We start from the raw sequence: 12,505 nt of genomic DNA on the forward strand, positions 1-12,505 counted from the left end.
CCTGCTCGCAGAGCGTCTGGCTGAAGTAGCCGATGTTCGCGCCGCCGGTGCACCAGGCGACGTCCGTCAGCTATGCGGACGCGCTCGCGTGGTTCGAGCGCCGCCGGCCGAACTACGAGCGCCTCATCGGCGCGGTCGCGCCCTACGTGGACCCCGACGGCCTCGTCCTCGACGTCGGCGCGAACATCGGCTACTTCAGCCAGACGCTCTGCGAGCAGGCCCGCTTCCGCGGCACCGTCCACCTGTTCGAGCCGCTGCCGCACCTCGCCGAGCTGTGCCGGGTCACCGCGGAGCGGCTGCCGTGCACGGCCGTCGTCCACGAGGTCGGGCTGAGCGACGCCGCGGCGGACGTCGAGCTCTACGTCGCGGCCCAGGGCAACCTCGGGTGGAACACCATGGTCAAGGGCCGCACGAGCGGCGACATGGTCCCCGTGACGGTCGCGGTCGACACGTTCGACGGAGTCGGCGTCGAGGGCACGCCCTGCCTGGTGAAGATCGACGTCGAGGGTGCCGAGTGGCGGGTCTTCGGCGGGATGCTCGCGGCCCTGGAGCGCTGGTCGCCGCGGCCGGCGATCCTCTGCGAGATCGGCTGGGGCACCCAGCACCCCGACTGGGACGCCGAGCTCGCGGCCTTCGACCGGCTCGCCGGACTCGGCTACTCGGCGCACGACCTGGCGGGCGACCCGGTCGACGTCACGACGATCAGCCGCACCACCGACGTCCTGTTCCTCCCCGAGCACCTCGCGCCGCAGGCCCGCCCGGCGGCGGTGCCGGATGCCGTCCCCGCCGTCGCGGACCTGCGCACGAGCGAGCCCGCGGTCCCGTCCGCCTGAGCCGGTCGTGGGGCCGGGTGCTCAGCCCCGGCCCCACGCCGAGCCGGACGTGTAGCGACGCAGGCCCAGCCCGAACGCCGTCCGGGCCAGGACCACGAACACCGCGGTCGCGAGCAGCATGAGCGCGACGTCCCGCCAGGACGGCGCGTCGACGATCCGGGCCGGCACGGCGGCGACGAACGCGGCCGGCACCACGGTGTAGAGCAGGCCCTTGGCGGCACCGGTGAAGATGTCGACCGGGTAGCCGGCGAGCAGCAGGATCGCGTGCATCCCCAGGGCGCCCGGCTCCCCGCGCCCGGTGAAGAACACGACGGAGCCGAGGGTCACGAGGAACGCCGTGAGCAGCGTCGCGGCGACGACGACACCGCCGACGAAGAGTGCGGCCCGCTGCGGCGTCGGGTGACCGGTCACGAGGAAGAGCACGACCCCGAAGACGACGTCCCCGACGTTCACCGTGTCGACGCGCCGCACGAGCAGGTAGCGCAGCGGGCTCATCGGCAGCGACAGCGCCTCGTCGAGGGAACCGGTCTCGACGAGCTCGGGGATGCGCCGGGCGTTCGAGAGGAAGCCCAGGACGATGCCGGCGGCGGTCGCGAGGATCGCGAAGAGCAGGAAGACCCGGTCGGCGTCCCAGCCCCGCACGGAGCGGACCTGGTGGAAGAAGAGGATCCAGAACGCGATCATCGCCAGGTCGTTCGCCACCATCGCGCCGACCTGGGTCCAGAAGGCCGCGGGCCGCGCGGTCGCGTCGGTGAACGCGGCCCGCACCACGGCCAGGGTCTGGCTCACCCGCCCACCACCTCCAGCCGGCGCTGGCCCCGGGCGAAGACGAACGCCGCGGCCGCCACGAGGACGACGAGCCAGCCGGCCTGCACGAGCAGCAGCAGCGCCGTCCCCTGACCGGTGGCGAGCCGCGCCGGGGCGTACGCCATCGCCATGAACGGGCACCACAGGGCCAGGGTCCGCAGGGCGCCCGGCAGCACCTCGAGCGGCAGGAGCATGCCGCCGAGGATGAAGACCGTCTTCTGGTAGAGGAACCACGTCGCCCGGACGTCCCGCAGCCGGAACGCCGCGGACGCGACGACGTGCTGGGCGGCGACGTTGACGACGACGCCGAGCGCGAGCGACACGAGCGCGAGGAGCCCGTGCAGGGCGTCCGGCGGCGGTCCGGCGAGCAGCCACGCGGCCCCCGAACCGACGACGACCAGGGCGACGAGCCGGCCGAGGGCACGCCCGGACTCGACCGCGAGCCGGACGGCGACCACCGGCAGCGGCCGGAGCATCTCCACCGCGACCGAGCCGGACGAGATGTCCTCGCCGATCCGCTCGATGAGCCGCAGGTCGATCGTGCACACCGCGGCCTCGGCGGCGAACGCGTACCAGGTGAGCTCGGCCGCCGTGTAGCCGACGACGGTTCCCGAGGGGCCCGCCGCGGCACGCCAGAGCGCCGAGAGGACGACCGAGACGAGGAGGAAGAAGACGACCGAGGTGACGAGGCCGCCGCGGTCGGCGAGCACGCGGCGGCTCGCCGTCGCCGCCGGGACGGCGAGGCGGCGCAGCACGAGGAGCGGCGTGAGGCCCGGCGCGGGCGGCGCGACCGGCACGGCAGCGCCGCGGGCGGGCGCGCTCACGCCTGCTCCGCGGCGAAGATCTCCGCGATGACCTGCTCCAGCGGCGGGTCGACGACCGAGATGTCGACGACGTCGCAGCGGTCGAGGACGACGTCGAGCACCGACCGGATCGACGTCCGCGTCGTGTCGACCGACAGCCGCAGCAGGGCGTCGTCCCGCGCGACCTCGCGGACGCCGTCCAGCACGATCGCCGGGGCCGGGCCGCCGAGCCCGACGTCGACGAGCTTCGTCGCGAGCAGGCTGCGCCGCAGCGTCGGGACGTCGTCGTCGTAGACGACCCGGCCGTGGTCGATGACGACGACCCGCTCGGCGACGTGCTCGATGTCGGCGACGTCGTGCGAGGTGAGGAAGACCGTCGTCCCGGCGGCCTCGTTGAGCTCGACGAGCAGCTCGCGCAGCCGGCGCTTGGCGAGCAGGTCGAGGCCGATCGTCGGCTCGTCGAGGAAGAGGATCTCCGGCTCGTGGAGCAGGCAGGCCGCCAGCTCGCAGCGCATCCGCTGGCCGAGCGACAGGGTCCGGACCGGCGCGTCGAAGAGGTCGGCCGCGTCGAGCAGCTCACCGAGCTCGGCGACGCGGCGCTGCTCGCGCGCCCGGTCGAGCCCGTAGATCGCCGCGAGCATCCGGAACGACTGCCGGGGCGTGAGCTCGAACCACAGCTGCGAGCGCTGGCCGAAGAGCGTGCCGGTCCGGGCGGCGAGGCGGCGGCGGTCCTGCCAGGGCACGAACCCGAGCACGGTCGCCGTGCCCTGCGTCGGCCGCAGGATGCCGGTGAGGATCTTGATGGACGTCGACTTCCCGGCGCCGTTCGGCCCGATGTACGCGACCCGCTCCCCCTGCCGCACGCTCACCGACAGGTCCCGGACGGCGTCCACCGCGTGCGGCCCGGAGCCGAAGCGCTTCACGAGGCCCGTGGCCCGGATCGCGAGCGTGGCGGGGTCGACGTCGTCGGCGGGGCGGGGCCGTTCGGCAGGGAGGACCATCACCCCACCGTGCCCGACCGGAGCCCTTCGGGGCCAGGCAATTCGGGGCGTGGCGGGGCCGGCGTCACCCACGGGTCACAGGGCGCGCACGAACACCCGGAAGGTCACCGGCGCGCCGTCGGGGTGGGTGTCCGTCTCCGACACGACCTCCCGCAGGAGCGCGAACCCGGCCGTGTCGGCGACGCGCAGCGACGCGGTGTTCCCGGGCTCGATCCGCAGCGCCGCCCGGGTGCCGACCCCTGTCGCGCGGAGCACCTCGCAGACGAGCCGCACCGCCTCGACGGCGACCCCGCGGCCCCGCGCCCAGGGATGGACGGCGTACGAGAGGTTGACGTCACCCGGGTCGAGCCCGTCGCCGAGGTCCGGGTCGAGGTCGACGTACCCGGCGAGGCGGCCGTCGAGCCAGACACCGAACCCGCGCTTGCCGGACCCGGCCGCCGCGTTCGCCGCGAGCACGTCGAAGTAGGCGCACGTGCCCTCGACGGTGCCGTACCCGCCCGTGAGCCAGCGCACGGTCTCGTCGTCCTCCCCGGCGCAGTGCGCCGGGGCGTCCGCGTGCGTGAGCGGGCGCAGCTCGATCGTCAGAGGTCCCCCATCCGCGGCGTGACCATCCGGACCTCCACCGGGGTGCCGGGGCCGCCTCCGGGTCGCGACGCGTACTCCGGCACGCCGACGCAGGTGAGCAGCAGGCCGACGACGTCGTCCGGGCCGCCGAGCAGGGCCGGCAGGTCGCTGTCGTAGAACGTCATCCCGGACGCACCGGCGCCGAGCGCGTACGCGGCGAGGTGCAGCCGGCCCTCGACGAGCCCGGCCGCGAGCTGGGCGTCCCGGTAGGTGCGGTCGTCGAGGGTCCGCGGGTCGGCGGTGGAGAGGACGACGTACGCCGCGTCCCCGGCGAGGTCCTGGCGGAGGGCGAGCCGGTAGAGCTCGTCGCGCAGGTCCCCGGCGCGCACCGCCGACCCGAGGTCCGGCCAGCGGTACAGCCCGGGCGCGAGCCCGTCGACGCCGTGCGCGGCGACGTGGTGCGGGACGTCGACGCCACGCGTCGCGACGGCCATCGACCACTCCAGGTGCGCGCGCGGGAGCGCGCGGCCCCGGTCCATGAGGCGCTGCGAGCCGCGGCGCAGGACGACCTCGTCGAGCGTCGCCGGCGGCGCGTCCGCCGCACCGGCGACCGGCGCCGGAGCCTCTGCCGGCACCGGCGCACCGACCGGCCAGGGGTCGCCGAGGACGTCCCGCTCCCCGGCCCGCTGCGCCGCCGTGCACAGCGGGAGCTCCACCTCCGGCAGCGCGCCCGACGTCGCGGTCGCGCCCGGGGCCACGGCGGGCGCGCCGTCGCCGAACGTCACGAGGGCGAGCGGGTACTCGTGGACGCCGTCCGCCCCGACGAGCGCCCGGACGGCGGCGTCCGGGAAGAGCGTGCGCAGCCGCGGGCGCAGACCGGCGCTCGCGGCCGCCGCCTCGAGCTGGGCCACGAGCGTGCCGGCGTCCCAGTACAGGTGCCGCCAGCCGCGCTCGGCGTACCGCCAGCCGGTGCGCCACGGCACGCCGGTGACGACGAGCGTCGTCGCCCGGCCGGCCGCGGGCGGCCCGACGCGCACCAGGGCGTGCCGCTGCGCGTCGTACCAGTGGACGCCGTCCGGCAGCCCGTCGACGTCCACCGCGCTCACGTAGACCTCGAGCGGGAACCGTGCACCGGCCGACCCGGACGCCCGGAACGCCATCGACTCACCGCCGACGCGCCGCGCGGTCCGGACGACCCCGGCCCCGAGGAACAGCACCCGCCCCAGCGCGGCGAGGTCGGGCCCGGCCACGGCGTCCGGGGACCGGCCCGCGAGCACGTCGACCGCCGCACCGTCCGGCGGGGCGAGCCCGGCCGGCAGGGCGACGGCGGGCAGGTCGCCCCGGTACGCCTTGAACTGCGGCGGCCGGGTCGCGGGGTCGTTCGGCACGAGGTCGTGCCGCACCCGCGGGTCGTCCACCGGGACGTCCCAGCCCCGCGTCGGCGTGTACGAGGTGAGCCGGTGCAGCAGGCCGGCGCCGGATCCGTGGTCCACGCCCCCAAGCCTGCCAACCGGGGGCGCCACGGCCAACCGCATATGCGGTCCGGACCGGCACGTCGCTGCGGTACACCTGACCGATGCGCGTGAGCCGGATCGTCGACCTGTCCGTCCCCGTCGGCCCGGGCACGGTCGTCTACCCGGGCGACCCGGTGCCCCGCTTCGAGGTGCACAGCACGGTCGCGGAGCACGGGTTCAACCTGCTCGACGTCCACCTCGGGTCGCAGTCCGGCACCCACGTCGACGCGCCGTACCACTTCGAGGAGACCGGGCTGCGGATCGACGCCGTCCCGCTGACGCGGTTCCTCGGCCCCGCCGTCGTCGTCGAGGCGACCGCGCTCCCGGCCCGGGGCGCGCTCACCTGGGACCTCGTCGGGCCCGTCGCCGACCGGATCGCCCCGGGCACCGTCGTCCTGCTGCGCACCGGCTGGTCCCGGCACTACGGGAGCCCCGCGTACTTCGACCACCCCTACCTCGACGCGGACTGCTGCCGGCGGCTGCTCGACCTCGGCGTCCGGACGATCGGGATCGACGCGATCAACATCGACGAGACCCCGGACGACGACCACCCCGGCGCCGGGTTCCCGGTGCACCATCTTGTCGCGGCCGTCGACGGCGTCATCGCCGAGAACCTCACGAACCTCGGCGCGGTCGACTGGGCGGACCCGTTCGTCATGCTCCTGCCGGTCGCGTTCGTCGGTGCGGACGGCGCCCCCGTGCGGGCGGTCGCGGTCCGGTTCGACGCCCCCTGAGGCGCGCCGCGGCCGGTCAGACCCGGGAGGAGACGTCCGTGGGTGCGGGCAGCGGGCAGGCCACCTCGCCCCGGAGCCGGCGGTGCAGCGCGTACCCGAGCAGGGCGAGGCCGGCGGCCGCGAGCAGCGGCTGCACCGGGGCGAACCAGCGCAGCGCGCCGGTGTACCCGAGTGCGAGGAGCGCGACCTTGTTGCACACCGGGCAGCCGACGGCGAGGTAGCCGAGGAACCCGCCCGCGGCGCCGAGCCGGGAGGGCCGGTCGCGGTCCGGGTCGGCCGGCAGCGCCGGCGAGGTCCGCACGTACGTCGCGAGGAGCAGCCCGGACAGCGTTGCGGTCAGCAGGAGCACCGGCCAGGCCCACCAGGTCACGGGCACCTCGCGACCGAAGACCGGGTTCGGCACGAGCACGGTCGGCACCCCGACGACGAGGACGGTCGCCCCGGCCGCGGCGAGCGCGGCCGCCCAGCGCCGGGCGGGCCAGGCGCGCAGGACGGCGAAGGAACCTGTCATCGGGACCGCCTCTCGAACGTCATGTACCCCCCAGGGTATTCGGAACAGTACCCGGTGACGCCCCGTACGCCTCGACGACGAGCCTGCGCAGGGCGGCGAGCTGCGGGTGCGGGTCGTCGCGCCACCAGGCGAGGGTCACGGCGACCGGCGGCGCGTCCTCGACGGGGCGGTAGACGACGCCCGGGCGGGGGTGCTGCCGGGTCGTCGCCTCGGAGGTGATCCCCACGGCCTGGCCGGCGGCGACGAGGGTGAGCCACTCGTCGACGCCGTGCACCTCCCGGGTGCCGGCCGGCGCGACGCCGCTCGGCCACAGCTCCTCGGACGTCGTCCCGGTGAGGGCGTCGACGCCGATCGTCCGCCCGGCGAAGTCCGCGAGCCGCACGCGGCGCCGGCGGGCGAGCGGGTCGGTGGCGGCGACCGCGGCGTACCGCCGTTCCAGCCCGACGACGACACCGGCGACGCGGTCGTCGTCCGCGGGGCGGCGCAGCACCGCGAGGTCGGCGATCCCGTCGGCGAGCCCCGCCGTCCGAGTGTTCGACTGGACGAGGACGAGCGCCGACCCCGGGTGCTCGGCCGCCCACCGGCGCTGGACGGCGGTGGTGTGCCGGCCGAGCGCTGACCAGGCGTACCCGACCCGGAGCTCTCCCCCGCCGTCCTGCGCGACGCGGCGCAGCGCCGCGACCTCGTCGAGCGCCCGCCGGGCGTGCGCGAGCACCCGGCGACCGGTCACCGTGAGCCCGACGTGCCGGGTCGTCCGCTGGAGCAGCCGGGCGCCGAGCGCACCCTCGAGCGCCGCGACCGCCCGGCTCACGGACGCCTGGGAGACGCCGAGGACGACGGCGGCGTCCGTGAACGTGCCCTCGTCGACGACGGCGACGAGGGCACGCATCATCCGCAGGTCGACATCCGTCGGGCTATTCATACGTCTAGCGTACAAGTCAGGCTCGCGGTGCATTTCTCGTATGAGTGCCGGACGGCAACACTGGTCCGATGACCGCCGCCACCGACGCCGACCCGGCCGCCGTGCCGGTCGCGGCGGGCGGCCCGCAGGGGGCCGGCGCGCGCCGGACCCGCCCCGTCCACGTCGCGACGATGCTCGGCACCGCGCTGAGCGCCCAGGTCGGTGCGGCGACGGGCGCCCACGCCTTCGCGACGATCGGTCCCGCGGGCGTGGTCGCCGTCCGGCAGCTCGTCGCGGCGCTCGTGCTCGTGCCGATCGCACGGCCGCCGGTCCGCACGATGACCTGGCGGCAATGGTGGCCGGCACTGCTGCTCGCCGGCGTCTTCGCCGTGATGAACCTGTCGCTGTACATGGCCATCGAGCGGCTCGGCCTCGGCCTCGCGATCACCCTGGAGTTCCTCGGGCCGCTGTCGGTGGCCGTCGTCCGCTCCCGCGGCCTGCTGCACGCGGGGATCGCCGTCGTCGCCGGTGCCGGTGTCTACGTCCTCATCCTGCCGGGCGCCAGCAGCGACTGGCCGGGCATCGCGCTCGCCCTGTTCGCCGCCTGCCTCTGGGTCGCCTACATCCTGCTCAACCGGCTCGTCGGCAGCAGGCTGCCCGGGCTGCAGGCCCCCGCCGTGGCCGCCTCCCTCGCGGCGACGGCGTACCTGCCGGTCGTCGGGGTGCTCGTCGCGACGGGGCGGATGACGTGGACGGCGCTCGGCTACGCGGTCGTCGCGGGGCTGCTCTCGTCGGCCGTGCCGTACGCCGGCGACCTCGTCGTCCTGCGGCACGTCCCGCCGCGGGTCTTCGGCATCTTCATGAGCATGCACCCGGTGCTCGCGGCCCTCGTGGGGACCGTCATGCTCGGCCAGCTCCTCGACGGGCACGAGTGGGCGGGCCTGCTCGTCATCGTCCTCGCGAACGCCGCGGCGGTCGCGACCGCGCACGGCGACTGAGGGAACGTTCCCGGCCGCGCGGCGGCCCGGTCGCGTGGACAGCGGGGCCGCCTGCTGCTGGGATCGCAGGCGTGGGGCGGCCGAGCGGCGGGACGAGGGCCGGGTGGCGGACGCGCCTGGTCGCGTCCTCACCGGCGGTGCTCCTGGTCCTGGTGACACTTGCGGACCTCACCACGGGGAGGGGCAACCCTGTACTCGGCCTCGTCGTCGTCGCACCGCTGCTCGCGGCGACGACCCACGGTCCCCGGGTCACAGCGCTCTTCGGCATGGCCGCGTTCGTCGTCGCGGCCCTGCTCGGGATCTGGAACCACGCGTACGCCCCCGGGGACGCCCTCACCGCGCAGGTGGTCCGGCTCGTGGTCGTCGCCCTCGGAGGTGCCGCCGCCGTTCTCGCGGCCCAGGACCGCCTCGTCCGTGAGGAGCGGCTGAGCCGGGTCACGAAGGTCGCCGAGGCCGCCCAGCGGGCGATCCTCCTGCCGGTCCCGGACCGGGTCGGCCCGGCGCTCGTCGCCGTGCACTACGAGAGCGCGGCGTCGGACGCGCTCATCGGCGGCGACCTGTACGCGGTGGTGGCGACGCCCGCCGGCGTCCGTGTGCTCGTGGGCGACGTCCGGGGCAAGGGGCTGGACGCCGTCCGGATGTCGGCCCAGGTGCTCTCCGCGTTCCGGGAGCGGGCCTCGGACGCACCCGACCTGCCCACCCTCATGGGCCTCGTCGACCGTGCCGTCGCCCGTGCGGCCACCTCCGACGAGGAGTTCGTCACCGCGCTGCTGCTGCAGATCGCGGACGACGGCCGCGTCCAGGTCGCGAGCGCCGGGCACCCGGCGCCGTTCGTGCTCTCCGGCGGGCGGACCCGGCTGCTCGACATGCCGGCCCCGCACCCGCCGCTCGGTCTCGGCGGGACGACGACGACGGTCGGGCTCACCATGGCGCCGTCCGACCGGCTGCTGCTCTACACCGACGGCCTCACCGAGGCCCGGGACCCGCGGAGCCGGGCGTTCTTCTCCGCGCGCACCATCGCGGGCACCCTGACGACCGGGGGCACCGCGACGGAGGTGCTCGACCTGCTGCGCGACGAGGTCGTCGACTGGAGCGGCGGGAGCCTGTCGGACGACATCGCGCTCGTGCTCATCGAGTACCAGCCGCAGACCTGACCGCGCGGTCCAGCGCGTCGACGACCACCAGGTGCGGCGCCGTGAGCGCCACGAGCGTGACGAGCGCGGCCGCGAGGACCGAGGGGTTCGCCGTGGCGGACACGGCCCACAGCAGCAGGACAGCGGCCAGGCTCGGCAGGACGGCTCCGTACGCGTACCTGCGCAGGCCGGCACCGACGGCGGGCACCTGCCCGTCGGCCCCGGGCAGGAGCACGAGCCGCAGCGTGTGCCGCGCCGCGTGCCAGAGGCCGAAGTACACCCCGAAGGCCGCGGTCGCCGGGACGAGGGCGAAGAGCAGTGCGAGCAGGGCCAGCTCGGCCGCCTCCCCCGCCCGGCGGGCCGCGAGCAGCCCGGCCACGGCCGCCAGCACGAGGACGGCGGTGGCGACGACGAGCGCGTCGAGCAGGGCACCGGAGGTCGCGGCGAAGCCGGGGGCGACCCGGTCGAGGACGCGCAGCGAGACGTCCCGGTGCAGGGCGAGCGGCAGGGCCACCACGACCGCGCCGTGGGCGGCCGCGGGGAGCGCGTCGTGCAGCCGGCCGGGCGGGCGGCGCCCCGCGAGCTCGGCCTGCACCACGACCTCACCACGGCCGAAGTGGACGGCGGAGACGAGCAGGAACAACCAGGTGACGGGCAGCGGGGCGAGCAGGACGGCGGCCAGCGCCGCGGCGCCGGTCGCGACGTAGCCGGCGAGCCCGCGCGCGAGCGGCCCCGCCTGCACCCGCCGGCCGTGCGCCCAGAACGGCACGAGGTGGTCGACGGCCCCGTGCGGGATGCCCAGCACGATCCCGACGAGCGCGAGCGCGCCCCCTGCGCCCGCGACGGCCGCGGGAGCGACCGCGTCCGCGACGAGCAGGGCGACCACGCCCACGACGCCGGCGGCCCGGACGGCGGTCGCGAACCGCGCCGGGCCACCGCGGGGCGCCCGGGCGGGCGACGCACCCGGGCCGGGCACCCCCGCCCCGGGTGCGTGCACCCGGGGCGGGGGCAGGTGGACGGCCATGACGGCGTCCCGGCCGTGCCGGGCCGTCAGGCCGCGACGCGGCGCGGGTCGGTGACCGGGGCCGACGCGTGGTCGTCGTCGTACGCCGGGTCCTCGATCCGGCTCTTCACCCGGGCGATCTTGTAGATGGCCAGGCCGAACGCGGCCTTCGCGAGGATGTCCGCGATCGAGTAGCCGGCCTGCCGCAGGACGAACCCGTCGGCACCGCCGAAGAAGTCGCCGCCGATCATCGGGAACATGTACGCGATCGGGTACACGCCCCAGAGCCCGACGAGCGACAGACGCAGCATCTTGATCGTGTGGACGACCTCGGCCGGCTGCCGGTCGAGCGAGCGCGACAGCTCGACGAAGAGCACCCAGAGCAGGTAGACGAACGGGATCGTCGACAGGAAGCCCCACAGCGCCCGCGTGCCGAGGTCGCCGCTCAGCTCGCCCGGGTAGCCCAGGACGATCATGAGGGCGGACGCCGGGACGAGCTTGTAGAGCAGCGCACGCTGGGTGTCCCGGGTCAGCGCCATGACGGCGACCGTCTCGATGAGGAGCAGCGGGACGGTGAGCAGCCAGTCGACGTACCGGTAGGCCTCGTTGAACGCGATGTTCGACGCCACGTGCGCGTCGTCCACGGTCGCCCCGGCGGGGTAGGCCTCGCCGAAGTTGTTGAAGATCCGGATGTAGTGGTACGCCGCGATGCCGCAGACGATCGCGGACACCACGAGGGCGTTGCGGTAGCGCGGGGCGACCCGGCGCTGGCTGACGAGCAGGTAGATCGCCGTGAAGAGCATGGAGGCGATGACGAGGGAGAAGAGGTTGTAGACGGTGGAGAACTGTGCCGCGGTGAGCGACGGCACGAACTCCGCGGCAGCGTTGAAGGCCACGACGGACTCCTCGGTTCGACCCATGGGGCAGGGCCGCGCGGCGTCGGTGCCCCGCGGCGGCGACGGTGGGATCCGGCGCTGCGACCAGTGGACGACCAACAGCTTCGACGCGCAACTTGAACAAGTTTACCGCGGAAGGTTGAGATCAGTCGGAGAGCGCCTCGACCGCGTCGGCCAGCGAGGTGACGACGACCGTGCGCTCCGGCAGGACCGTCCCCGCCCAGCCCGGACCGCCGACGACGAGGCGCACCGGGGGCCTGCGGGCCGGGACGCCGGCCGGCACCGAGGCCAGCGCGGACGAGGCGACCTGCGCCCAGACGAACACCGCCCGTGCCCCGGTCCGCGTGACGGCGGCCGCCAGCGCCGCCGGCGGCACCCTCGACCCGAGGACCCGGGTCCGCACCCCACGCTCGGCGAGCGCCGCCGAGAGCACGTGCAGCGGGATGACGTGGTGGTCCCGCGGCGCGCACGCGAGGAGGACCGGCGGCTCGGCACCGAGCCGGCCGCGCAGGCTGCGCCGGTGGTGCCGCAGCGCCTCGACGGCGGCCTCGCTGAACAGGTGCTCGACCTCGATGCCGGCGCCGGTCCTCGCCCAGGCCTCCCCCGCGGCGACGAGAACGGGGCGCAGCAACGTGTCGTACGTCGTGACGACGCCGTCGGCGGCGAGCGCCTCCTCGACGATCTCCGCGGCCGCGTCGACGTCGAGGCGGCTGGCCGCCCGGGCCAGGCCCTGCACCCGCGCCCCTGCCCCCGGGACCGCGAGGACGCGCCCGCCCGGCCCGCCGGTCCGCGCGGGCGCGTCCTCGC

The 12,505-nt window shown here is 75.8% G+C and carries 14 protein-coding genes; 4 read left to right on the forward strand and 10 right to left on the reverse strand.

The features are described 5' to 3' along the window. The first annotated feature begins 32 nt into the window (after positions 1 to 32). Positions 33 to 833 carry an FkbM family methyltransferase gene (locus EDJALFJO_RS06075; RefSeq protein WP_088283231.1) on the forward strand — a complete coding sequence of 267 codons (801 nt, stop codon included), beginning with the start codon at positions 33 to 35 and terminating at the stop codon, positions 831 to 833. 21 nt (positions 834 to 854) lie between these two features. Here the strand turns inward: EDJALFJO_RS06075 and EDJALFJO_RS06080 are convergent, their stop codons facing one another. The 5 genes from EDJALFJO_RS06080 to EDJALFJO_RS35385 all read right to left on the reverse strand — a co-directional run bounded on the left by EDJALFJO_RS06080 (position 855) and on the right by EDJALFJO_RS35385 (position 5,501). After that, on the reverse strand, positions 855 to 1,622 hold the full coding sequence (locus tag EDJALFJO_RS06080) for an ABC-2 family transporter protein (protein ID WP_088283233.1): 768 nt from the start codon (positions 1,620 to 1,622) through the stop codon (positions 855 to 857). Beyond that, positions 1,619 to 2,464: an ABC-2 family transporter protein gene (locus EDJALFJO_RS06085; protein ID WP_158220306.1), complete on the reverse strand. Its 846-nt coding sequence runs from the start codon at positions 2,462 to 2,464 to the stop codon at positions 1,619 to 1,621. Before EDJALFJO_RS06085 ends, EDJALFJO_RS06080 begins: the two co-directional genes overlap by 4 nt. After that, the gene (locus EDJALFJO_RS06090) at positions 2,461 to 3,444 is read right to left on the reverse strand and encodes an ATP-binding cassette domain-containing protein (protein WP_088283237.1); all 984 of its coding nucleotides are present in this window, start codon (positions 3,442 to 3,444) and stop codon (positions 2,461 to 2,463) included. Before EDJALFJO_RS06090 ends, EDJALFJO_RS06085 begins: the two co-directional genes overlap by 4 nt. 75 nt (positions 3,445 to 3,519) lie before the next feature. Then, positions 3,520 to 4,122 carry a GNAT family N-acetyltransferase gene (locus EDJALFJO_RS35380; protein WP_088283253.1) on the reverse strand — a complete coding sequence of 201 codons (603 nt, stop codon included), beginning with the start codon at positions 4,120 to 4,122 and terminating at the stop codon, positions 3,520 to 3,522. Next, complete coding sequence (locus EDJALFJO_RS35385; protein ID WP_233149705.1) at positions 4,026 to 5,501, reverse strand: hypothetical protein; 1,476 nt, start codon at positions 5,499 to 5,501, stop codon at positions 4,026 to 4,028. Before EDJALFJO_RS35385 ends, EDJALFJO_RS35380 begins: the two co-directional genes overlap by 97 nt. Positions 5,502 to 5,584: 83 nt before the next feature. Between EDJALFJO_RS35385 and EDJALFJO_RS06105 the strand changes: the two genes are divergently transcribed. Beyond that, a complete protein-coding gene (locus tag EDJALFJO_RS06105) occupies positions 5,585 to 6,256 on the forward strand; it encodes a cyclase family protein (RefSeq protein WP_088283239.1) in 672 nt (223 codons plus the stop codon). A gap of 16 nt (positions 6,257 to 6,272) precedes the next feature. Here the strand turns inward: EDJALFJO_RS06105 and EDJALFJO_RS06110 are convergent, their stop codons facing one another. After that, a complete protein-coding gene (locus tag EDJALFJO_RS06110; RefSeq protein WP_198950049.1) occupies positions 6,273 to 6,767 on the reverse strand; it encodes a hypothetical protein in 495 nt (164 codons plus the stop codon). Positions 6,768 to 6,786: 19 nt separating this feature from the next. Further along, entirely contained in the window at positions 6,787 to 7,689 is a 903-nt protein-coding gene (locus tag EDJALFJO_RS06115; protein ID WP_088283241.1) for a LysR family transcriptional regulator, read from the reverse strand. 68 nt (positions 7,690 to 7,757) lie between these two features. Here EDJALFJO_RS06115 and EDJALFJO_RS06120 point away from each other — a divergent pair, with 68 nt between their 5' ends. Both EDJALFJO_RS06120 and EDJALFJO_RS06125 read left to right on the forward strand, forming a co-directional pair. Beyond that, positions 7,758 to 8,666, forward strand: a complete 909-nt coding sequence (locus tag EDJALFJO_RS06120; RefSeq protein WP_088283243.1) for a DMT family transporter — start codon at positions 7,758 to 7,760, stop codon at positions 8,664 to 8,666. 152 nt (positions 8,667 to 8,818) lie between these two features. Then, positions 8,819 to 9,820: a PP2C family protein-serine/threonine phosphatase gene (locus EDJALFJO_RS06125; RefSeq protein WP_143448324.1), complete on the forward strand. Its 1,002-nt coding sequence runs from the start codon at positions 8,819 to 8,821 to the stop codon at positions 9,818 to 9,820. On the opposite strand, the gene EDJALFJO_RS06130 is transcribed toward EDJALFJO_RS06125, so the two are convergent. The 3 genes from EDJALFJO_RS06130 to EDJALFJO_RS06140 all read right to left on the reverse strand — a co-directional run. Next, on the reverse strand, positions 9,795 to 10,823 hold the full coding sequence (locus EDJALFJO_RS06130) for a beta-carotene 15,15'-dioxygenase, Brp/Blh family (RefSeq protein ID WP_088283246.1): 1,029 nt from the start codon (positions 10,821 to 10,823) through the stop codon (positions 9,795 to 9,797). The two genes, EDJALFJO_RS06125 and EDJALFJO_RS06130, sit on opposite strands and share 26 nt — an antisense overlap. Positions 10,824 to 10,849: 26 nt before the next feature. Then, complete coding sequence (locus tag EDJALFJO_RS06135) at positions 10,850 to 11,698, reverse strand: bacteriorhodopsin-like (protein WP_198950050.1); 849 nt, start codon at positions 11,696 to 11,698, stop codon at positions 10,850 to 10,852. A gap of 145 nt (positions 11,699 to 11,843) precedes the next feature. Then, positions 11,844 to 12,505, reverse strand: a 662-nt coding sequence (locus EDJALFJO_RS06140; RefSeq protein ID WP_088283251.1) for a B12-binding domain-containing protein, incomplete at its 5' end; no start/stop codon positions are given.

Origin of the sequence: Kineosporia sp. A_224 (genome assembly GCF_002198655.1) — a bacterium.
GTDB lineage: Bacteria > Actinomycetota > Actinomycetes > Actinomycetales > Kineosporiaceae > R-H-3.

Coding starts and splice junctions, on each gene's coding strand:
- EDJALFJO_RS06110 (WP_198950049.1), bottom strand. CDS start 6,767: ATGACAGGTTCCTTCGCCGTCCTGCGCGCCTGGCCCGCCCGGCGCTGG.
- EDJALFJO_RS06130 (WP_088283246.1), bottom strand. CDS start 10,823: ATGGCCGTCCACCTGCCCCCGCCCCGGGTGCACGCACCCGGGGCGGGG.
- EDJALFJO_RS06105 (WP_088283239.1), top strand. CDS start 5,585: ATGCGCGTGAGCCGGATCGTCGACCTGTCCGTCCCCGTCGGCCCGGGC.
- EDJALFJO_RS06120 (WP_088283243.1), top strand. CDS start 7,758: ATGACCGCCGCCACCGACGCCGACCCGGCCGCCGTGCCGGTCGCGGCG.
- EDJALFJO_RS06090 (WP_088283237.1), bottom strand. CDS start 3,444: ATGGTCCTCCCTGCCGAACGGCCCCGCCCCGCCGACGACGTCGACCCC.
- EDJALFJO_RS06115 (WP_088283241.1), bottom strand. CDS start 7,689: ATGAATAGCCCGACGGATGTCGACCTGCGGATGATGCGTGCCCTCGTC.
- EDJALFJO_RS06075 (WP_088283231.1), top strand. CDS start 33: ATGTTCGCGCCGCCGGTGCACCAGGCGACGTCCGTCAGCTATGCGGAC.